This window comes from Streptomyces sp. NPDC037100 (assembly GCF_055606225.1).
Map to the genome: position 1 here is coordinate 643,827 of NZ_JBVJSX010000005.1, position 20,607 is coordinate 664,433.

Here is a 20,607-nt window from a genome sequence, read left to right on the forward strand (position 1 = left end):
GCCGCAGCCCCAGCCCGTCTGAGCGCGAGTGGCGGCGTCAGCCCGCCTGGACGACTGCCGCCGACGTGCCGGAGGGGCCGGGGCCGTTTCCGGCCGCGGCCCCTCTGGCGGCGTCAGCCGGCTTGGACGACTGCCGCCGGCGTGCCGGAGGGGCCGGGGCCGTTTCCGGCCGCGGCCCCTCCACGGGCGCGAGGTGCGGCGTCAGGCCGCGGCGGGCTCCGAGGCGTGACCGTGCAGACGGGCGATGACCTCGGTCAGCTGCTCGGCGACCTCGGCGTCGTCGGCCGGGTGCGTCTCGGCGAAGCGGGTCATCGAGCCGGGGATGGACAGCTTGACGTCCTCCAGGACCTTGCCGCCGGCCACGCCCACGGACTTGCGGGTCTCGTCGTGCGCCCAGACACCGCCGTACTGGCCGAACGCGGTGCCGACCACGGCGACCGGCTTGCCGCTGAGGGCACCGGCACCGTACGGGCGGGACAGCCAGTCGATGGCGTTCTTCAGCACGGCCGGGATGGTGCCGTTGTACTCGGGGGTGAAAAGGATCAGGCCATCGGCGGCGTTCGCGGCCTCACGCAGCCGTGCGGCGGCCGCCGGGACGTTACCCTCCACGTCGATGTCCTCGTTGTAGAAGGGGATCTCGGCCAGACCCTCGAACAGGTCCACCTCGGCACCTTCGGGGGCGAGCTTGACGGACGCCTCGGCGAGCTGGCGGTTGTGCGAACCGGCGCGGAGGCTGCCGACGAGGGCGAGGATACGAACGGACATGCTGACTCCCACATCTGAGGTGCTGCTCTGAGGCACTGACGACGATCCGGACTGGGGTCCGTTTAACGTTCTAGCATCCTAACCGGACCGCGGTCCAGTTTTGTTCCCGATGCTTTACGCTGGCTTCATGTCCGCCGCCCCGCCCCCCTTCCCGACGCCCCAGGAGCCCGTCGGCCACCCCGAGCTGCTTCAGCTGGGCACCTCCCTGGAGGGCGACGAGCCGTGCCTGCGGGCCGACGCCGCGCGCAACCGCGCCCGGCTGCTGGAGGCCGCCGGGCGGCTGGTGGCGGAGCGCGGCGCGGAGGCCGTCACGATGGAGGCCGTGGCCGCCGAGGCCTGTGTCGGCAAGGGCACGGTCTTCCGCAGGTTCGGCGACCGTACCGGCCTGCTGACGGCGCTGCTCGACCACTCCGAGAAGAAGTTCCAGGCCGCCTTCCTCGGTGGCCCGCCGCCGCTCGGACCCGGCGCGCCACCCGTGGAGCGGCTGCGGGCGTTCGGCTGCGCGATGGTGCGCCGCTCCGTCGACGACCTGGATCTGCAGCTGGCGGCCGAGCCCGGCGCGAACCGCCGCTTCGTCACCCCCGCCCGCCGCGTGCTGCGGCACCACATCGAGATGCTGCTGCGCCAGGCCGTCCCCGACGCGGACTGCGATCTCCTCTCCCACACGCTGATGGGCCAGCTGGACCCGGCCCTGATCCACCACCTGACCAGGCAGCGCGGGATCCCCCTGGCCCGGCTGGAGGCCGCGTGGGTCGACCTGGTCGACCGGGTCACGGGCGCGGGCACCGCCTGCCGATAGGCGCCCGCGGTACCTCGTGAGCGCTCACGGGTTTCTCACAACTCCCCCGCCGGAAGGGCGCATTGGGGCTTCTGCCAAGATGCCGTACGTCATGGTGCAGATACCGAAAACGCCCGCGCCCCCGTCCCCCGCACCGTCGCGCTCCGTGCCCACGAGCGCCGATGTGGCCCGCCTGGCCGGCGTCTCGCGCGCGACCGTCTCCTACGTCCTCAACAACACCAGCGCCGTACGGATCAGCGAACCCACCCGCCGCCGCGTGCACGAGGCCGCGAAGGAACTCGGGTACGTACCCCATGCCGCGGCCCGCAGTCTGCGCGCCGGGCACAGCCGCATGGTTCTGATCCCCGCGCCGACCTTTCCCGTCGGCCCCCTCTACAGCCGGTTCCTCGCCGACCTCCAGGGATCGCTCGCCGCCCTGGACTACACGGTCGTGCAGCACGGCACCGGCGGCCCGCACGGCGACGAAGCCGCCCGCACCTGGGCCGAGTTGCGGCCCGTGGCCGTGCTCGTGCCCGGCTCCGAGCTCGGCCCGCGCGGGGTGGCGGTGCTCAAGCGCTCGGGCGCGCGGGCGGTGGTCACCCTCGGCCCCGAGACCATCGAGGGTGCGCACGCGCTGCTCATGGACCACGACGTCGTCGGTCACAGCGCGGGCGCCCACCTCTACGACCGCGGCAGACGCCGGATCGGCGTCGTCGTCCCGCAGGAGCCCGGCCTCGAGGCGTTCTCGGCACCCCGCCTCGACGGCGTGCGCCAGTCGGTGCGCGGCACGGACGCCACGGTGACCGAACTGCCCCTCGCCTACGACGAGCAGGCCGCGGCGCGCCTCGCCGCCCGCTGGCGGTCGCTGGGCCTGGACGCGGTGTTCACCTACAACGACGAGTACGCGATGCTGCTGATGCGGGCCCTGCTGGACGAGGGCCTCCGCATCCCCGAGGACACGGCCGTGATCGGGGCCGACGACCTGATGCTCGGGCGACTGCTGCGGCCCCGGCTCAGCACGGTCCGGCTGCGGCTGCCGTCCGGGCGTGAACTCGCCGAGCTGGTCGACCGAGCGGTGCGCAATCCCGCCACCGAGCCCGAGGCGCACAAGGTGCTGGGGGCGACGGTGCTGCACCGCGAATCGAGCTGACCCGGCCGGGCGTGACGTTCCGCAGATGTCACCCCCTGAAGGGCAATCGCGGATCGCCAACCACCAACCGCCAACCACCAACCGCCAACCACCGATCGCCAACCACCAACCGCCGATCGGCAGACGGCAATCGACAGGAGGTCCGGTCTGCGTGCGCGGCACGGCTAGGATGTTGCATGCTCAACAAAACGGGGACGCGTTCCTGCGCGGGCCGCGGCACGGACCGCCGCGCCCGCTCGGCGCGTTCCGCCATGTGACCGCCGAACCGGCCGCGCACGCACGGGAGCTCCGCTGGCCCGTCAGCCGGTGACCGATCGATCGGAGAGCCGTCATGCCGTTGCTCGACACGAAAACCTGGCAGCCCCGCAGCCTCGCGGGGCCCGGGTACACCGTCACCGAGCCCGCCACCGGCCAAGCCCTCGGCACTCTCGCCCTCGCCGGCCCCGAGGACGTCGAAGCCGCCGCCGGGCGGGCCGCCACCGCCCAGACCGCGTGGGCACGCACCCCGCACTTCGCCCGCGCCGCCGTGCTCCGCAAGGCCGGCGACCTGTTCACCGCACACGCCGCCGAACTGCGCGAATGGCTCGTCCGCGAATCGGGGTCCGTCCCCGGCAAGGCCGACTTCGAGCTGCACGTCGCAGCCCAGGAGTGCTACGAGGCCGCCGCGCTCGCCTCCCGCCCGGCCGGGCAGGTGCTGCCGAGCGAGGCGCCGCGCCTGTCGTACACCCGCCGCGTCCCGGCCGGTGTGGTCGGCGTGATCTCGCCGTTCAACGCCCCCCTGATCCTGTCCATCCGCTCCGTCGCACCGGCCCTGGCGCTGGGCAACGCGGTCCTGCTGAAGCCGGACCCGCGCACGGCCGTCTGCGGCGGGCTGTCCCTCGCCGCGGTCTTCGCCGCCGCGGGCCTGCCGGAGGACCTGCTGCACGTGCTGCCCGGAGGTCCGGACGCCGGACAGGCCCTGGTCGCCGACCCGCGCGTGCCGATCATCTCCTTCACCGGCTCCACCGCCGCCGGACGGGCCGTGGGCGAGGCCGCCGGCCGTCACCTCAAGCGGGCCCACCTGGAACTGGGCGGCAACTCGGCCATGATCGTGCTGGAGGACGCCGATCTCGACGCGGTGATATCCACGGCCGCCTGGGGCTCGTTCTTCCACCAGGGCCAGATCTGCATGACCACCGGACGCCATCTGGTGCACGCGTCCCTCTACGACGAGTACGTCGAGCGGCTGGCCGCCAAGGCGGACTCCCTCGCCGTCGGCGACCCGCATCGGGGGCAGGTCCACCTCGGTCCCATCATCGACTCGGGCCAGCTCGCCAAGATCAGCGGCCTGGTCGAGGCCAGCACGGCCGCCGGCGCGAAGCTCGCCGCCGGCGGCACCCACGACAGGCTCTTCTACCGGCCGACGGTCCTCGCCCACGTCGACGACCGCACCCCCGCCTACACGGAGGAGGTCTTCGGACCGGTGGCGCCCGTCCGTTCCTTCAGCACCACCGACGAGGCGGCGGCCCTGGCCGCGCAGAGCCCCTACGGCCTCTCCCTGGGCATCGTCACCAGGGACCCGGCCCGCGGGCTCGACCTCGCCGAGCGCATCCCCACCGGCATCGTCCACATCAACGACCAGACCGTGAACGACGAGGCCGTGGCGCCCTTCGGCGGCGTCGCCGCCTCCGGCACCGGCGCACGCTTCGGCGGCGAGGCCAACCTGGAGGCCTTCACCGAACTGCGCTGGACGACGGTACGCGGAGACGTCGCCCCGTACCCCTTCTAGAGCCCCGCACCCCGTGCGGGAAGGGGCCGGTGCAGGAGGGGCCGGTGCGGGAGGGCCCGGTCGTCCGGGCCCCCGCCCGGGTCACTCGGCCGGCTGCTGGGCCTGCTGCTCGGCGACCGCCTTGCGGACCTCGTCCATGTCGAGGTTGCGGGCCTGTCCGATGACGTCCGTGAGGGCGGCCTCGGGCAGGGCGCCCGGCTGCGCGAACACGGCGACCTGGTCACGGACGATCATCAGCGTGGGGATGGACTGGATACCGAAGGCCGCGGCCAGCTCGGGCTGCGCCTCGGTGTCCACCTTGCCGAACACCAGGTCCGGGTTCTCCCCGGCCGCCTTCTCGTACACCGGGGCGAACTGCTTGCACGGCCCGCACCAGTCTGCCCAGAAGTCGATCAGGACGAACTCGTTGTCCGTGACCGTCTGGTCGAAGTTCTCCTTGGTGAGCTCCACGGTGCTGCTCATGGCGTAAATCCCTCTTCCTGGTGTGGGGTCAAGCCGTCGGCACAACACGGCCGACCGGACACGTATTCCGCGCCCCTACCCATGTGGCCAGTGCGCACACCACCCACCAGACTGACCCCATGACGGAAACGGAAACCAACGCGTACGACGTCGTGGTGCTCGGGGCCGGGCCCGTGGGGGAGAACGTGGCCGACCGCACCCGCGCCGCCGGACTGACCACCGCGGTCGTGGAGAGCGAGCTGGTCGGCGGCGAGTGCTCCTACTGGGCGTGCATGCCCAGCAAGGCCCTGCTGCGGCCGGTCATCGCCCGTGCGGACGCCCGCCGCGTGCCGGGCCTGCGCCAGTCGGTCCAGGGGCCCCTCGACGCGGCCGCGGTCCTCGGCCACCGGGACTACTACACCTCGAACTGGAAGGACGACGGTCAGGTCGGGTGGCTCGACTCCATCGGCGCCGACCTGTACCGCGGCCACGGGCGACTCACCGGCCCCCGCACCGTGACGGTCACCGGCTCCGACGGCGGCGAGCGCGTCCTGACCGCCCGGCACGCCGTCGCCGTCTGCACCGGCAGCCGCGCCGCGCTGCCCGGCCTGCCCGGGCTCGACGCCGTACAGCCGTGGACCAGCCGGGAGGCCACCAGCTCCAAGACGGTGCCCGGCCGGCTGATCGTGATCGGCGGCGGCGTGGTAGCCACCGAGATGGCCACGGTGTGGCAGGCCCTCGGCTCGGAGGTCACCCTGCTGGTCCGCGGCAAGGGCCTGCTGCCCCGGATGGAGCCCTTCGCCGGGGAACTGATCGCCGAGGCGCTCACGGAGGCCGGCGCGGACGTCCGTACGGGCACGTCCGTGGAGTCGGTGACCCGGGAGAACGGGACGGTCGTGGCCGTCACCGGCACGGGCGACCGCATCGAGGCCGACGAGATCCTCTTCGCCACCGGCCGCGCCCCGCGCACCGACGACATCGGGCTGGAGTCGATCGGCCTCGACCCCGGCTCCTGGCTGCCGGTCGACGACAGCCTCCGCGTGCTGGGCCACGACTGGCTGTACGCGGTCGGCGACGTGAACCACCGTGCCCTCCTCACCCACCAGGGCAAGTACCAGGCCCGCATCGCGGGCGCCGCCATCGCCGCACGCGTCACGGGGGAGCCGCTCGTCGTCGAGCCCTGGGGCGCCCACGCCGCGACGGCCGACCACGCGGCCGTCCCCCAGGTCGTCTTCACCGACCCGGAGGCGGCGGCCGTGGGCCTGTCCCTGGCCGAGGCGGAACAGGCCGGTCACCGGGTGAAGGCCGTCGACGTCGACCTGTCCACCGTCGCCGGGGCCGGCCTGTACGCCGACGGCTATCAGGGCCGCGCCCGCATGGTCGTCGACCTCGATGAAGGGATCCTGCGCGGCGTCACCCTCGTCGGCCCCGGCGTGGGCGAACTCATCCACTCCGCGACCATCGCGGTCGCCGGCCAGGTCCCGATCCGCCGACTGTGGCACGCCGTCCCGTCCTACCCGACGATCAGTGAGGTGTGGCTGCGGCTGCTGGAGGCGTACCGGGACTCCTGACCCGCGGACCGGTCGGCGCCCGAGCGGCGCCGACCGGGATCACGCGTGCGCGGGCACCACCAGCTCCCGGTAGTCGTCGTCCCACAGATCCTCCTCGGCCTCCGGAAGCAGCAGCACCCGGTCCGGCCGCAGCGCGTCGACGGCGCCCTCGTCGTGCGTGACCATGACGATCGCGCCCGGGTAGGTGCCCACCGCGGCCAGGACCTCGGCTCGGGAGGCCGGGTCCAGGTTGTTGGTGGGCTCGTCGAGGAGCAGGACGTTCGCGCCCGAGTGCACCAGACCTGCCAGGGCGAGCCGGGTCTTCTCGCCGCCGGACAGGACGCGGACCGGCTTGCCGGCGTCGTCGCCGGTGAACAGGAATGCGCCCAGGACCCGGCGGACCTCCCCGTCGGAGAGGTGCGGCGCGGCGCCGGCCAGGTGCTCACGGACCGTCGACTCCGGGTCCAGGGTGTCGTGTTCCTGCGCGAAGTAGCCCAGGCGCAGACCGTGCCCGTGGACCACCCGGCCGCCGTCGGGCCTGTCCTGCCCGGCGAGTATGCGCAACAGGGTGGTCTTTCCGGCGCCGTTGGGACCGAGCACCACCAGCCGGCTGCCCCGGTCGACGGCCAGGTCGACGCCGCTCAGGACCTGCTGAGCGCCGTACGACCTGGTCAGGCTCACCGCGCCGAGCGGGATGCGGCCGCAGGGCGCCGGCTCGGGGAGCCGGATCCTGGCCGTCTTCTCGGTGCGCCGGGCCGGTTCGAGGTCGGCGAGCAGCCGGTCCGCACGACGCGCCATGTTCCGCGCGGCCACCGCGGTCGACACCCGGGCCCGCATCTTGCCGGCCTGGGCGTGCAGCGCCGCCGCCTTGCGCTCGGCGTTCGCCCGCTCGCGCGCCCGGCGCCGTTCGTCGGACTCCCGCTGCGCCAGGTAGGTGTCCCAGCCGGTGTTGTGGACGTCGAGCGCGGCCCGCCCCGGGTCCAGGTGGAAGACCCGGTTCACGGTGCCGGCCAGCAGTGACGTGTCGTGGCTGATCATCACCAGGCCGCCCTGATGGCTCGTCAGGAACGTGCGCAGCCAGGCGATCGAGGCCGCGTCGAGGTGGTTCGTCGGCTCGTCCAGCAGCAGGGTGCCGTGCCCGGCGAACAGGATGCGGGCCAGCTCCACGCGCCGGCGCTGACCGCCCGACAGCGCGCTGAGCCGCCGCTCCATGAGCTCCGCCGGCAGCCCGAGCCCGGCGGCGACCCGGGCGGCCTCAGCCTCGGCCGCGTAACCCCCGCGGGCCTGGAACTCGGCCTCGGCCCGCACATAGGCGTTCATCGACCGGTCCGTGCCGTCGGCCATCGCGGCCTCGGCGCTCCGCAGCGCCCGCACGGCCAGGTCCAGGCCGCGCGCGGACAGGATCCGGTCGGTGACGGTGACCGACTGGTCGGCGGCGCGGGAGTCCTGGGGGAGATGCCCGACTCCGGCCGCGCGAACGACCGAGCCGACGGCGGGCCGCAGTTCGCCCGCCAGGGTGTTCAACAGGGTCGTCTTTCCGGCGCCGTTGCGGCCGATCAGGCCGATGCGGTCGCCGGGGGCGACGTGGAAGGAGACGCCGGACAGCAGCAGACGCGCGCCCACGCGCACGTCGACGTCACGAACGGTGATCATGAGAAAACGCTCCGAACAGGCAAGAGGACACACGGGTGGCGTGGGAGTGGGTCCTCGGCTAGGAAATTCGGGGCGTGGACATGCGGCCACGGTAACGGAGGCACCGCGCCGGGCGCCTGCGAATTTCGGCCGGACGGCTTGGCCTATCCGGCGGGTGGAAGCCGAGCGGCCGGACGCCATGCGTTCGCCACGGCAGCTCGAAGCCCAGCGGCCGGACGGCTCTGCTCGCGGCAGCCCGGGCTCGCTCGCTACGGCAGCTCGAAGCCCAGCGCCCGCGCCGCCTCCTGCGGTGTCGGCTGGCCCCAGCGTTCCGCCATCGCCTGGTTGGACGACAGCGAACGCGACTCGGCGCGGTCCAGGTAGAGGACGCCGTCGAGGTGGTCCGTCTCGTGCTGCACGATGCGCGCCGGCCAGCCCGTGAACACCTCGTCCAGCGCCCGTCCGTGCTCGTCCTGCCCGGTCAGCCGCACCTCGGCGGGCCGCGCCACCACCGCCTGCCAGCCCGGGACGCTCAGGCAGCCCTCGAAGAACGCGGCCCGCGCGCCCCCGACCGGCTCGTAGGAGGGGTTGACCAGCACGCGGAACGGCTGCGGCACCCGCCCGCGCGAGAGCCGCACCTCCTCCGGCACCGGCGCCGGATCCTCGATCACCGCGATCCTGAGCTCCACGCCGACCTGCGGCGCCGCCAGGCCGACCCCGGGCGCCGCCCGCATGGTGACCCGCAGGGCCTCGACGAACCGGGCCAGCAGGGCGGGCTCCAGCTGACCGTCGTACGGCTCCGCGCCCTGCCGCAGCACCGGATCGCCGGCCGCGACGATGGTCAACGGGAGTCCCTCGTCAAGGAGTTGCCCGACCCGCTCGGCCAGGGGTGCGCGATCGTTCGGTGTTCCCATTGCGTCAGGATGGCACGGCGTCCCCCACCTCTGCGTGACGCACATCACACGTGTTTCCCGGGAACTGAACGCCCCGCCACCCCGACTACTGCACCGCAACGGCCACCGCCCACACCGCAACGGCCATGAAGACGTCCCCGGAGAAGCCGCCGATGACCACCGCTCCCTCGACCACCACGGACGAGGCCCCGCAACCAGCCGCCCCGGCCCCGTCGAAGAGCAGCTGGGCCTCCCTGCGCCCGCTGATCCTCCGCCTGCACTTCTATGCCGGGGTGCTGGTGGCGCCGTTCCTCCTCGTCGCCGCCGTCACCGGACTGCTGTACGCCGGCTCGTTCCAAGCCGAGAAGCTCGTGTACGACCACGAACTGACCGTCCCCGTGGGCGAGAAGAAGCTGCCGATCAGCGAGCAGGTGGCCGCAGCCCGCAAGGCCCACCCCGAGGGCACCGTCTCGGCCGTGCGCCCCTCGCCCGAGGACGACGCGACGACCAGGGTGATGCTGTCCGGCGTCCCGGGCGTCGGTGAGGGCCACGCGCTCGCCGTGTTCGTCGACCCGTACACCGCAAAGGTGCGCGGCTCCCTCGAACAGTACGGCTCTACGGGCGCGCTGCCGCTGCGCACCTGGATCGACGAGTTCCACCGGGACCTGCACCTGGGGGAGCCGGGACGGCTCTACAGCGAGCTGGCGGCGAGCTGGCTGTGGGTGATCTCGGCGGGCGGGCTGGTCCTGTGGTTCTCCCGTCGCCGCGCCCTGCGCAAGGTGCGGGGGGCGAAGGGCCGGCGCCGCACCCTCGGGCTGCACGGCACGGTCGGCGTATGGGCGGCGATCGGGTTCTTCTTCCTCTCGGCGACCGGCCTGACCTGGTCCGCCTACGCCGGGGCCACCATCGACGAGCTGCGGACCTCACTCGGCCAGGCCACCCCGTCGGTGTCGGCGGCCGCCGGCGGTGAGCACTCCGGACACGGCTCCGCCGCCGGGCAGGCGGGCGACGCCGCGCACGGCGTGGGCCTGGACAAGGTCCTGTCGGCGGCGCGGGCCGAAGGACTGGGCGACCCGGTGGAGATCGTGCCGCCGGCCGACGCGACCTCGGCGTACGTCGTGAAGCAGGTGCAGCGCGGCTGGCCCACGAAGCAGGACGCCGTCGCGATCGACCCGGCGAACGGTGAGGTCACCGACGTGCTCAGGTTCGCGGACCACCCGGTGCTCGCGAAACTCACCCGGTGGGGCATCGACCTGCACACCGGCGTCCTGTTCGGCCTGGCCAACCAGATCGCCCTGATGCTGCTCGCGCTCTCCCTGATCCTGCTGATCGTCTGGGGCTACCGCATGTGGTGGCAGCGCGGCCGGGGCACCGCCTTCGGGCGTCCGATCCCGCGCGGTGCCTGGCAGCAGGTCCCGCCGCAGATCCTCGTACCACTGCTGGCGGGCGTCGCCGTACTCGGGTACTTCCTCCCCCTGTTCGGCATCCCGCTGGCGGCCTTCCTCGCCGTCGACATCCTGCTGGGGGAGATCGCCCACCGGCGGGGACGGCGGTCGTACGGGGCGCCGGCCGCATAGCAGCGCTCCGGCACACGGATGCCCGGCTCCGCGCGGAGCCGGGCATCCTCATGTGCGGCGCGGGTCAGCGCTGTTCGAAGTCACCCGCGAGCGCCGAGGCGATCCGCAGGTGCGACTCCGCCTCCTCGTGCCGGTTCTGGCGCTGCAGCGTGCGGCCGAGCATCAGCCGCGCGTAGTGCTCGACGGGGTCCCGCTCGACGATCGTCCGCAACTCGTCCTCGGCGCGGCGCAGTTGCGCCGAGTGGTAGTAGGAGCGCGCCAGGAGCAGCCGGGGCCCGGTCTGCTCGGGCACCTCCTCGACCAGCCCGACCAGGACGCGCGCGGCCGCGGCGTAGTCCTTGGCGTCGAAGAACAGCTGCGCGCGCTCCCAGCGCTCGGCCGGAGTTCCGTGGGCGTAGTACGTCGTGTCCTGGGTCGTGTTCACTCGTGGCCTCCTTCGAGGCCGACAACCGAACCCGTTGGTTCAATATTCCACTACACCGTCGGGCTCAGCGGCGCAGTGCCGTCAGCTCAGCACCGGCCCGCTCGGTGATCAGGCTCAGCACCCGGCCCGTGACGGCCAGGTCCTCCGCGGGGATGCCGCCGTAGATCCGGGCGGTGATGGGTGCCGTCTCGCCCGAGGTGGTGGCGTACAGCTCCCGCCCGGCGTCCGTGATCCGCACGTCCGACGTCCCGTCCGGGGTCAGCAACCCCGTGGCGATCAGCTCGTCGAGCACGCCGTGCACCTCCGACGCGTCGATCTTCAGCGCGCCGGTGACACCGTCGACGAGCTGGACGCGCCCGACCGGGCCGTCGGCGAGGGCGGTGAGCCGGAGGGTGACGGACTGCTGGAAGGTGATGCCGTGGCGGGCCGGCACGTTCTCCAGGAGAGCCCGACCGGCGTAGTGGGCCAGGGCGATGACGCGGGGGTCGACGAGGGGTGTGGTGGTGGCCATGACTGCTCCGTCTCGTGCTCGCTGAAGGGATCGAGGGGGGCGTCGAGCAAGGTCGTCAGCTCGCGCGTGAACTCCCGGGTGCGTGCGCTGTCGAGGCCGCCGAGCGGGGCGAGGAGCTGCTGGAGGAGCCCGTGGACGACCTCGATCGCCCGCCGGGTGACCTCGCGGCTCTGCTCTGTGAGGGCGAGCTGCACCGCGCGCGGGTCGCGCGGGTCCCTCCACTGCCCGAACGTGACGCTGACGCAAGCCCGTGCGCCGGACTAGGTTGTGCGCCATGAGCAATCTTGAGCGCGAAGCGGCCCCCTCGCTGTGCGGCGGCCGTGGCTTCGTGGTGGCGGAGCCGGTGCGTGAACTCCTCAGCCCTCGCAAGGTGAAGCTGGGCGAGTCCAGCGAGGTCCGCCGGCTGCTGCCCAACCTCGGCCGCCGCATGGTCGGGGCCTGGTGCTTCGTCGACCACTACGGTCCCGACGACATCGCCGACGAGCCCGGCATGCAGGTCCCGCCGCACCCTCACATGGGTCTGCAGACGGTGAGCTGGCTGCACGAGGGGGAGGTGCTGCACCGCGACTCCACCGGCAGCCTCCAGACGATCCGCCCGCGCGAACTGGGACTGATGACCTCCGGCCGGGCCATCAGCCACTCCGAGGAGAGCCCGCGCTCGCACGCCCGCTTCCTGCACGGCGCGCAGTTGTGGGTCGCGCTCCCCGACGGCCACCGCCACACCGACCCGCGCTTCGAGCACCACGCCGACCTGCCGGTCATCACGGCGCCCGGCGTCACGGCCACGCTGATCCTCGGCGACCTCGACGGCGCGACGTCACCCGGCACGGCGTACACCCCGATCGTCGGCGCCGACCTGACCCTGACCCGAGGCACGGACGTACGCCTCCCCCTGGAACCGGACTTCGAGTACGCCGTCCTGTCCATGTCCGGCGAGGCCCACGTCGACGGCGTCCCCGTCCTGCCCGGCTCCATGCTCTACCTCGGCTGCGGCCGCAGCGAGTTGCCCCTGCGGGCGGAGTCGGACGCGGGCCTGATGCTTCTGGGCGGCGAACCGTTCGAGGAGGAACTGATCATGTTCTGGAACTGGATCGGGCGATCTCAAGAGGAGATCGTACAGGCCCGTCAGGACTGGATGGAAGGCTCCCGGTTCGGGGAGGTGAAGGGGTACGACGGGGCTCCGCTGCCCGCCCCGGAACTGCCGCCGGTGCCGTTGAAACCGCGGGGAAGGGTGCGCTGACCTGCGGAAAAACTGAGCGTTGGTGGCTGCTAATTGGCGGGCTTCCGGGTAATTCTTACTGGCTTCTGCCTGCCCGCCAGAAGGCATCCGAACAGCCGGCTGGCGCAGGTCGGTGCGGTTGGCGATTCCACGGTGTGGCTGTCTTTGGGCGGCTGTGGCAGGACACTTGCTGACCTGATGCTGACTTTGCTGACGCCTCGTCAGGGTGGGATGAGAGGCCCTCTTCCCAGCTTCAGCGCTTGCGTAGGCGTTTGCAGGTTCGGTGGTGACCGGACTAATGCTGACCTGGCTGGCGTTGAGTCAGGCGTTGCGGAACGGCACCGCGGCTCACGCTGCCGCCTTGTGGAGATTCCACATGCTTCCGGTGTCACCGCCAACTGGCCACCTACCTGCGGTGTCACGGCGCAGCCGACTGAGCTTGGGGTTGGCGGCACGTGGCGGCCGCACCCGCGTTGCCCGACTCCGGAAGGGGTGGGTAATGTGTGTGCGCTTATACCGTCTTGGTCTGCTGTGATGTGAGGAGAGCTTTGCCCCGGTCCGTCGCTGTGGGGGATGCCGGGAGTGGGCATGTCTGACACCGATCTACTGCGTGCCAGTCGGGACGGTGATCAGTTCCACTATCACTGGGCGGCTCGTCAGGCGCTGAAACTGCTGCTTCCCGACGCCGATCTGACCGCGATCGCTGTCGAGGGGGTGTCGCCCGAAGACACCCAGGGCGAAGACGGCGAGGACGTAATCGATATCGCCGAGTACTACGGTGCGACCGGCCTTCACGAGGCCAGCCGTGTGGTGTACCGGCAGCTGAAGCACTCGACCGTACGGGCCACGGAGGAGTGGTCTGTGTCGGGTCTCTCGAAGACGGTCAAGGGGTTCGCGGAAAAGTTCAGGCAGATCCGCCAGGAGTCGCCGGGGCTCGAAGAGAAGGTGACCTTCCAGTTCCTTTCCAATCGACCGGTCCGTGAGTCGGTGCTCCGAGCGATCGGCATCCTGGCAGCCGGCGGAGAGGCCGGTGAGTATGCGCACGATGTCAAGTACCTCAGGCAGTACGCGAACTTCCCTGGTGACGCAGACGGTGAGGCCGCGTTCTTCAGCCGCCTGGAGGTGGATGCCACGGCTCCGGGCCTGTTGCGGCTCGAAGGGCTGTTCCGGCTGGACTTGACTGGGCTTCTTCCCGGTGCTCCCGATGTGCAACCTCTTCTGCTGAAGGAGATGATCACCAGACGCGCGACCTCCCTCGAAGCGAACCACGTCGTCGAACGCTCCACCGTGCTTGCCGCTCTCGGAGTCCCACCGGAGCACGTGCTGCCTGCTCCCAACCTCATCGAAGAGCCCGGGCACGTCATCGTGACTGAGCAAACTCGCGCGATCGTCGACGACATCGTCGGACTCGCCGGGCGGCCCGTCGTTGTTCACGCGGCCGGTGGTGTTGGCAAGTCGGTGCTCACGACACAGATCGAACGGAACCTGCCTTCCGGCTCGGTCACTCTCGTCTACGACTGCTTTGGAAACGGTGGCTACCGGCGTTCCAGTTCACCGCGCCATCAACATCGGCAGGGCTTGGTGCAGTTGGCGAACGAGCTTGCTGCGCATGCCCTTTGCGACCCGCTCATCCCGGTCGGCACAGCTCAGCCGACCGACTACGCGAAGGCGTTCATGGCCAGGGTCCGGAGCGCTGCGGCGGCTGTCAGGGCCTCTGCTCCAGGGGCGCTCCTGGTCCTTGTCGTGGACGCGGCCGACAACGCGGCGCTGATCGCGAAGGACGGCGGGGAGCGGACCTTCGTCACGGGTGTGCTGCGGGAGACCTTGCCGGACAATGTGCGGCTCGTGATGCTGTGCCGCACCGAACGCATCGATCTGCTGGAACCGCCGCCGAGCGTCCACAGAATCGAGCTTGAGGGGTTCGACGTCGCCGAGTCCAGGCAGCACTTGGAGTCAGTGTTCGGTCCGGTCACCGAGGCGCAGGCGGCAGAGTTCCATCGGCGCACCGGCGGCAACCCCCGGCTCCAGTTCCTCGTTCTGAGCACGGCCTCGGACCTCGAGTCCTGTCTGGTCTCTCTCGGTGAGGGGAGGCGTCATCCTGAGGGCTCCCTGTTCGACGAACTCCTCCAGGGCATGGTGGACCAGTGCAAGGACGCCAACCACCTGAGTACGGAGATCGACCGGCTGTGCGAGGCCATGGCCGCACTCCGACCGAGGATTCCCGTCAAGGTTCTGACCGAGCTGTGCAGAGTACCGGCCGCCCTCGTGCACAGCTTTGCGGCCGACCTCGGAGGCCCGCTCCTCGTCGACGGTGACACCCTGCAATTCCGTGACGAACCGACTGAGACCTGGTTCCGGACGAACTACCGTCCGACCGGCGACTCCCTGATCGACTTCATCAACCGACTGACCCCGCTCGCCGTCAATGAACCGTACGTGGCTGCCAGCTTGCCCCAACTGCTCTGGGAGGCCGGTCAGGTCGACACCCTTGTTGAACTGGCTATGACCGGCCGAGCCCTCCCCGAGGGCAACGACCTGGAACAACGGGAGATCGCGCAGCAGCGGGCCCAGTTCGCTCTCAAAGCCACATTGCGCGTGGGAAAGGAATGGGAAGCGACCCGGCTGGCCGTCAAGGCCGGCAGTCTGGCCGCCGGCCACTCTCGCCGACTTCACCTGCTGCGGTCCAACACCGATCTGGCGGGCCAGTTCCTGGACGCCATCACGATCGAGGACGTTGTCGCGAATCGTAGCCTTGCCGACGACTGGCCTGGCTCCAATCTTCACTGCGAGGGTGCTCTCCTCTCGTTCGCCGCTGGACAGACCGACTTCGCCCGCAGTCGGCTGCGCAGTGCGTCGGAATGGCTCAGGGCGTGGGTGCAGCAGCCTGACGACGATGCGAACCGGCACAGCGTCACCGCCGCCGATATCGCCGAAGTCGCCTTCGGATTCCTCAACACCGACGGAGTGGAGGCATGCGTCAGCCACCTTGCTCGGTGGCGCCCCAATTGGGCGGGCTTCGAGGCCGGAGTGATCATTGCCACCCGGCTTGCCGACTCGGGCCGTACCGAAGAACTGGAGAGTCTCGGCCACGCGGCAGTGTCCTTGAAATACCTCCAGCTCGCGGTCGCTTATGCCGCCTGGCAAGCCAACATCGTCTGCCAGGCACCCCTTGCGCGGCGCCTGGTGAGAATGCTGAAGCGCCAGCGTAGACCTGTCTCTGTTCGCCGGCATTCGGGATTCTCAGACGAGAACAAGGCGCTTCCGGCGGTCGGTTGGATCATCGCGATGGGCATGCGTCACGGACTGCTCTCGGACTGGGAAGCCGAACGGATCCTGCGTCTGAATCTTCCCCGCGACTTGGGCAGGGGTGCCGGAAGCCGCTGGGGTGGTGGCACCGACACGATCACGCTGCTGTGCTGTTTCGCGTTGTTGTCGAAGATCCGGAGACAGCCCTTCGACGTGGACGAGTTCGCTGGCGAAGACGTCAGAGAAGCGCGAAAGAAACTTCACACGTACTCAAGTGTCGTGAACGACCACGAGCAGAGTGTGGTGCCGCTCGGTGCCTGGGCGAGCCTGTGGATCGACTGCCTTGTCGGAACCGCCAGCGACACGGACAGCCCTTTCCGAGCACTCGCGCCTCCCGCCCCGTCCCACCGGGGCCATGTGGCGCTGCCCCACTTCCTGTACAGAGGCATTGCCCTGCTCGGCGTCCGGATTCTCGCCTTCGGCTCGTCCGAAGCATCGCGCCAGAACCTGCTCGACTGGTACCGAGGTGCGCAGCGGCACCTTCCGGATGGTGTCCTCATCGACGCTGTTCGAGCAGCCGCTCCTGTCGACCAACTGCAGCACGTCGCTGTCGAACTCGCTGAATCCGTGGCCGCGTCGCTCGACGCGGCTCAGGAGAGTGCTGAGTACAAGGCGGAGCAGATGGTGAACCTCGCTCGCGCCGTCCAGCGATTCGACAGAAGTGAAGCTCACGCCTACTTCACCCAGGCAATCGACCTGACCGACCGTGTGGGCGACGATGTACACGCGTTGTGGCGGGCCCTTCTCGCCGTTGCCCGCCGAGCATCCGACGGCAACCTCGACGACGGCCGTCGGGCGTATCGCGTCGCCCAACTCGCCGAAAGCCTGGAACCCTACCTTGGAGACGCATCGAACCACTCCGAGGTACTGGCCGCCATGGGCCACTTGAGCGCCACGACCGCGATGACCGTTGCCTCCCGCTGGCGCGACCGCCGCTTCTGTTCCGAGCGACCGTTCATCCAGGCGCTGCTCGACGAGGAGGCCGGCCCGCTCGCTCCGTCCGCAGTCACCGCTCTGGCCTTGGTGTCGTTCGACGAGCACCGCGTCGAAGAACTCCGCCTGGTCGAGCGAGCACTGCGTGAGACTCCCGGCGACGGTAGGCGCATCGCTGAGACGTTGGGACAATTCCTGCGAGCACGACGTTTTAGTGGTGCCTCCTTCGAGCGTCTCGACCAGACCGCCAGTGAACTGGGCATCGACCTCTCCGTAACGCTGCTCGGCCCTGGCACACGCCACATAGCTTTCCCGGCGTCGCGCGATCACAGCTCGGTCCGGTGGACCCGAGATGAGGAGCAGGACGGCGCGGCACTGGCGCGCGCACGGCAGGTCAAGGACGCCCTCGCTTCGTGTGACCTCTCCACCGCCGAAGGCTGGGAGCAGGCCCGCCAACTGGTTCGCGCGTCGGGTCATCTGCTGCACATGGATCAGGTCATAGACCAAGCGGTCACAGTGCCCTTGCGTGAAGTCGACGACATGCTCGCCGCGTTCCAAGCCAACCCCAACCTCAATACTTTCGACTACGCGCGCATGGTCAAGAGGCTGACCGAGCTGCCGTTGCTGCCACGGGCGGCACGCCAGCAACTGAGGCATCTCGCGGACACAGCCTCGGCGCGGTTCAGCCGGGAGCTGACCACCAAGGTCTACGACCCCATCGATCTGTCAGCACTCGCCAGGCTGGCCGACGAACCTGATGCGGATCTGCTCGCGAAGGCTCTTCGAGAGCTCGGTTCGCAATCGGCTGTGCTTCCCCCCGAGGACTGCCATCACCTGGCAGCCCGACTTGCCTCACGGCTTACCGGAGAGCAGGCGCGGATCGTCCTCGACGACTTCGGCACCATGCTGGCTGACCTCTCACCCGAGGACTCGGGCGACGGTGTGTTCGCCGACCTTCCCGCTGGACCGACCAGCGCTGCGGAGTGCCTCGCAGGCTATCTGTGGGCCGTTCTCGGCGACCCCGAGCACGACGCCAGGTGGCGAGCCGCACACTGCGTCCGGCTCCTCGCCGAACTCGACTGCCAAGAAGAACTGGGCGCCCTCCTACGTTTCGCGCTCGGCACGCTCGACGTGACCCCGTTCCACGATGCCCGCCTGCCCTTTTACGATCGGCACGCCCGTCAGTGGCTGCTCCTCGCTCTCGCGCGAGCCGCTCAGAACCCTACGACGCATCGGACACTCGCAGGGTTCGAGCCCTTGCTGCGGAAAGTAATTTTCGATGACAGACCGCATGTCGTGATGCAGGAGAGCGCGAAAAGGATCTGTCTGGCCCTCACCTCGTCTTGCCCAGGGATCCTAAGCACGGAGGAACTCGCCATCGTGCGCGGGATCAACGTCCCGACGAAAATCCTCACTGAGTCCTGGGAGGAACGTAGGGCAAGAACGCGAAACGGCACGGAGGAGGAAGCCCACGAGTCCGATCCCAGTGGATTCCGCTTCTCCTGGGACTTCAAGGACGACTGGTGCAAGCCCCTCGGTGAAGCCTTTGGGATTTCAGAGGAGACCGTCCTACATCTCGCCGGGCGCACGATCACGGACACCTGGCGGCTTCCTTGCCGCGGCACCCACGAGGACGATCCGCGCCACACTCTCAGGCTGTACAAAGAAGGAAGCACCTTCGCCTACCGTACGACCCGGCCGGACGCCGACGACCTGGACTTCTATCTCTCGACTCACGCTTTGTGGACCGTGGCCGGGGAGTTGCTCAAGGTTCATCCCGTGTACCGGGACAGCGAGGCGGACCTGGATCACTTCACCGACTGGCTTCGCAAATTCCGTGTCACCCGAGACGACGGCAGATGGCTTGCCGACCGACGGGATCCCTCACCGCAGAGCGCCTTGAGTGGAAAGGGCCACCTGGACGCCGACTGGGTCTGGCGGCTGAACAGCAGGCACTTCAGCGAGCGCCTCTTTGCGGATGACGGATGGGTCAGGGTCTGGGAAGGCTCCGATGATGCAGGCTACGAAGCGGCGCAGCGTGTTCTAATCCGTAGTGCTTTCGTCACTCCCGCGAGGGCCAGGACGCTGGTACTCGCCCTGCAGACGGCCCCTTCGTACATGGGCTACCGCATTCCCGACGCCAACGACAGCGACTACCAGTTTGACGTCGAGGGATTTCAGTTGACCGGTTGGATCGTCGATCCTGACGGACATGAGGGGATGGACAGTAAAGATCCGCTGGCCGCAGGGCTCAGGTACCCGCCCTATATGCCTTCTGATGACGTCATCGATCTGCTCGGACTGGAACCGGACGCAGATATGCGCGAATGGACTCGGGCCGGTGGTATCGCTCTTCGCAGCACCTACTGGGACGACACGTCCGCGACCCGTTCGGACCGCGTAATAGGAACTCAGGGACAGCGGCTAGAGATTCATCGCGACGCCCTTCAGGAACTCCTGGATCTGGCCGGACGCAGCCTGATCGTCGAAGTGATGATCGACCGCACTCACCAAGACCACGAGCAGATCTACTCGATAAGGTCCGACCAAGACGATGACGAATCCCTCCCCCCGCGTGAACGGTCCTACAAGATTTACCTCTTCGATGAATCCGGAGGATGTGGCGAGCTTTGAGCGGACCCTCGAGCTTGGAATGGAGATCGCTGGCTCTCTTTCCGAAAGTGATGTCCTGGGCCGCTGGATGGCCCATCACATCAGTGACTTGATCATCCAGGCGGAGAACGCCACGGGGCCGGAGGCGGACGGCGTACGTCGCGAAGCTACGACCGCCATCCTCGCGCTCTGGAACCACCGGATGGCATTCCCGTCCCCGGCTCCACCGCTGGGCACGTTCGAGCCCGTGTTCAGAGCATTGGAACGACTGAGCGAGCCCCAAGATCCCTGGAGCTTTTACCGGATGTTCCCGTCTGGGCGTGAACCCAGCGAGGACGACATGGTCGGAGCACCACTGCTTAGGGTCGCGCTGAGCCTTGAGGAGACTGCCCGCGGCGTAGCAGGTGAGATTGTCGCGTTCGCCGCCCAAGAGGCCGCCGATAAGGAGGCCAAGTGGCTGAAGCTCACGGAGCATCTCGAAGAGGACGAACAACGAGCGGCGCGGGACGCTCTCCTTCGGCTGGCACGCACCCTCGAGACGTACACCGATGGTGCTAATGGGGATCCGGTCGTGGACGCAGGGCTTCCGAAGCTGATCGCTGCTCTGCAACATGCTGAGTCGCAGCTCGGAGAAGCTCGGCGGGCCCTCGAAGACCGTCTGCCAGCGATGCCGTCGGAGAGTGAACCCGACGGGCCTGTGTGAAGCAGGAAAACAGCCGCTGTCGCATGCCACGCATGGGCGTGTCGCACACGAGCTGGACATACCGATCGCGCCGGTGAAGGGGGAGAGAGGGGCGGACGAAGATGGCGGACAGACCCAGGGCCAGGAGGACATAGGCGGCGCCGAGGAGGAACGGTTCCAGGCGCAGCCCGGCGTGTTCGGCGATGACGCCGGTGGCCATCGCGGTGGCTGCGACCGCTCCGTATCCGGCGGCCTCATTGAAGCCCGTGGCTAAGAGCTGTCCCGTAACTGGACGGTGCCCCCTTGCCGATCCCGGATCGGACCGTGTCAGTGGCTAGTGACAGGATCGAGGGGTGCTGATCAAG

The 20,607-nt window shown here is 69.7% G+C and carries 14 protein-coding genes and 1 pseudogene; 8 read left to right on the forward strand and 7 right to left on the reverse strand.

Annotation, left to right across the window (positions count from 1 at the left end; all coding sequences use genetic code 11):
• Positions 1 to 201: 201 nt before the first annotated feature.
• Positions 202 to 765 (reverse strand): NAD(P)H-dependent oxidoreductase, encoded by a 564-nt coding sequence (locus ACZ7EG_RS20275; RefSeq protein ID WP_471080319.1) that lies wholly within the window; start codon positions 763 to 765, stop codon positions 202 to 204.
• 127 nt (positions 766 to 892) lie between these two features.
• On the opposite strand from ACZ7EG_RS20275, the gene ACZ7EG_RS20280 reads away from it, so the two are divergent.
• The 3 genes from ACZ7EG_RS20280 (at position 893) to ACZ7EG_RS20290 (ending at position 4,461) form a co-directional block, all read left to right on the forward strand.
• Positions 893 to 1,564 carry a TetR/AcrR family transcriptional regulator gene (locus ACZ7EG_RS20280; protein WP_471080322.1) on the forward strand — a complete coding sequence of 224 codons (672 nt, stop codon included), beginning with the start codon at positions 893 to 895 and terminating at the stop codon, positions 1,562 to 1,564.
• A 79-nt stretch (positions 1,565 to 1,643) separates the two neighbouring features.
• The gene (locus ACZ7EG_RS20285; RefSeq protein WP_471080325.1) at positions 1,644 to 2,693 is read left to right on the forward strand and encodes a LacI family DNA-binding transcriptional regulator; all 1,050 of its coding nucleotides are present in this window, start codon (positions 1,644 to 1,646) and stop codon (positions 2,691 to 2,693) included.
• Positions 2,694 to 3,024: 331 nt separating this feature from the next.
• Positions 3,025 to 4,461: a benzaldehyde dehydrogenase gene (locus ACZ7EG_RS20290; protein ID WP_471080328.1), complete on the forward strand. Its 1,437-nt coding sequence runs from the start codon at positions 3,025 to 3,027 to the stop codon at positions 4,459 to 4,461.
• A gap of 81 nt (positions 4,462 to 4,542) precedes the next feature.
• Here ACZ7EG_RS20290 and trxA read toward each other — a convergent pair whose 3' ends face one another.
• Complete coding sequence (gene trxA, locus ACZ7EG_RS20295) at positions 4,543 to 4,923, reverse strand: thioredoxin (RefSeq protein WP_053673779.1); 381 nt, start codon at positions 4,921 to 4,923, stop codon at positions 4,543 to 4,545.
• Positions 4,924 to 5,042: 119 nt separating this feature from the next.
• Between trxA and ACZ7EG_RS20300 the strand changes: the two genes are divergently transcribed.
• Positions 5,043 to 6,473: a dihydrolipoyl dehydrogenase family protein gene (locus tag ACZ7EG_RS20300; protein WP_471080331.1), complete on the forward strand. Its 1,431-nt coding sequence runs from the start codon at positions 5,043 to 5,045 to the stop codon at positions 6,471 to 6,473.
• Positions 6,474 to 6,512: 39 nt separating this feature from the next.
• On the opposite strand, the gene ACZ7EG_RS20305 is transcribed toward ACZ7EG_RS20300, so the two are convergent.
• Entirely contained in the window at positions 6,513 to 8,105 is a 1,593-nt protein-coding gene (locus tag ACZ7EG_RS20305) for an ABC-F family ATP-binding cassette domain-containing protein (protein ID WP_471080334.1), read from the reverse strand.
• 248 nt (positions 8,106 to 8,353) lie between these two features.
• The gene (locus ACZ7EG_RS20310) at positions 8,354 to 8,998 is read right to left on the reverse strand and encodes a peptide deformylase (protein WP_471080337.1); all 645 of its coding nucleotides are present in this window, start codon (positions 8,996 to 8,998) and stop codon (positions 8,354 to 8,356) included.
• A 152-nt stretch (positions 8,999 to 9,150) separates the two neighbouring features.
• Here ACZ7EG_RS20310 and ACZ7EG_RS20315 point away from each other — a divergent pair, with 152 nt between their 5' ends.
• Positions 9,151 to 10,554 (forward strand): PepSY-associated TM helix domain-containing protein, encoded by a 1,404-nt coding sequence (locus ACZ7EG_RS20315; RefSeq protein ID WP_471080340.1) that lies wholly within the window; start codon positions 9,151 to 9,153, stop codon positions 10,552 to 10,554.
• A gap of 64 nt (positions 10,555 to 10,618) precedes the next feature.
• On the opposite strand, the gene ACZ7EG_RS20320 is transcribed toward ACZ7EG_RS20315, so the two are convergent.
• From ACZ7EG_RS20320 to ACZ7EG_RS20330, 3 genes and pseudogenes are all read right to left on the reverse strand, one after another.
• Positions 10,619 to 10,978, reverse strand: a complete 360-nt coding sequence (locus ACZ7EG_RS20320) for a tetratricopeptide repeat protein (RefSeq protein WP_471080343.1) — start codon at positions 10,976 to 10,978, stop codon at positions 10,619 to 10,621.
• Positions 10,979 to 11,042: 64 nt separating this feature from the next.
• Positions 11,043 to 11,489, reverse strand: coding sequence for a MarR family transcriptional regulator (locus ACZ7EG_RS20325; RefSeq protein ID WP_471080346.1), 447 nt, complete (start codon positions 11,487 to 11,489; stop codon positions 11,043 to 11,045).
• Positions 11,489 to 11,707: pseudogene (locus ACZ7EG_RS20330) on the reverse strand (MarR family transcriptional regulator); the annotation flags it as partial. The pseudogene ACZ7EG_RS20330 and the gene ACZ7EG_RS20325, both read right to left, overlap by 1 nt.
• A gap of 56 nt (positions 11,708 to 11,763) precedes the next feature.
• On the opposite strand from ACZ7EG_RS20330, the gene ACZ7EG_RS20335 reads away from it, so the two are divergent.
• The 3 genes from ACZ7EG_RS20335 to ACZ7EG_RS20345 all read left to right on the forward strand — a co-directional run bounded on the left by ACZ7EG_RS20335 (position 11,764) and on the right by ACZ7EG_RS20345 (position 20,263).
• On the forward strand, positions 11,764 to 12,729 hold the full coding sequence (locus tag ACZ7EG_RS20335; RefSeq protein ID WP_471080349.1) for a pirin family protein: 966 nt from the start codon (positions 11,764 to 11,766) through the stop codon (positions 12,727 to 12,729).
• A 567-nt stretch (positions 12,730 to 13,296) separates the two neighbouring features.
• Complete coding sequence (locus ACZ7EG_RS20340) at positions 13,297 to 19,581, forward strand: hypothetical protein (RefSeq protein ID WP_471080352.1); 6,285 nt, start codon at positions 13,297 to 13,299, stop codon at positions 19,579 to 19,581.
• On the forward strand, positions 19,553 to 20,263 hold the full coding sequence (locus tag ACZ7EG_RS20345) for a hypothetical protein (protein WP_471080355.1): 711 nt from the start codon (positions 19,553 to 19,555) through the stop codon (positions 20,261 to 20,263). The genes ACZ7EG_RS20340 and ACZ7EG_RS20345 overlap by 29 nt, the downstream gene beginning before the upstream one ends.
• The last annotated feature ends 344 nt before the right edge of the window (positions 20,264 to 20,607 follow it).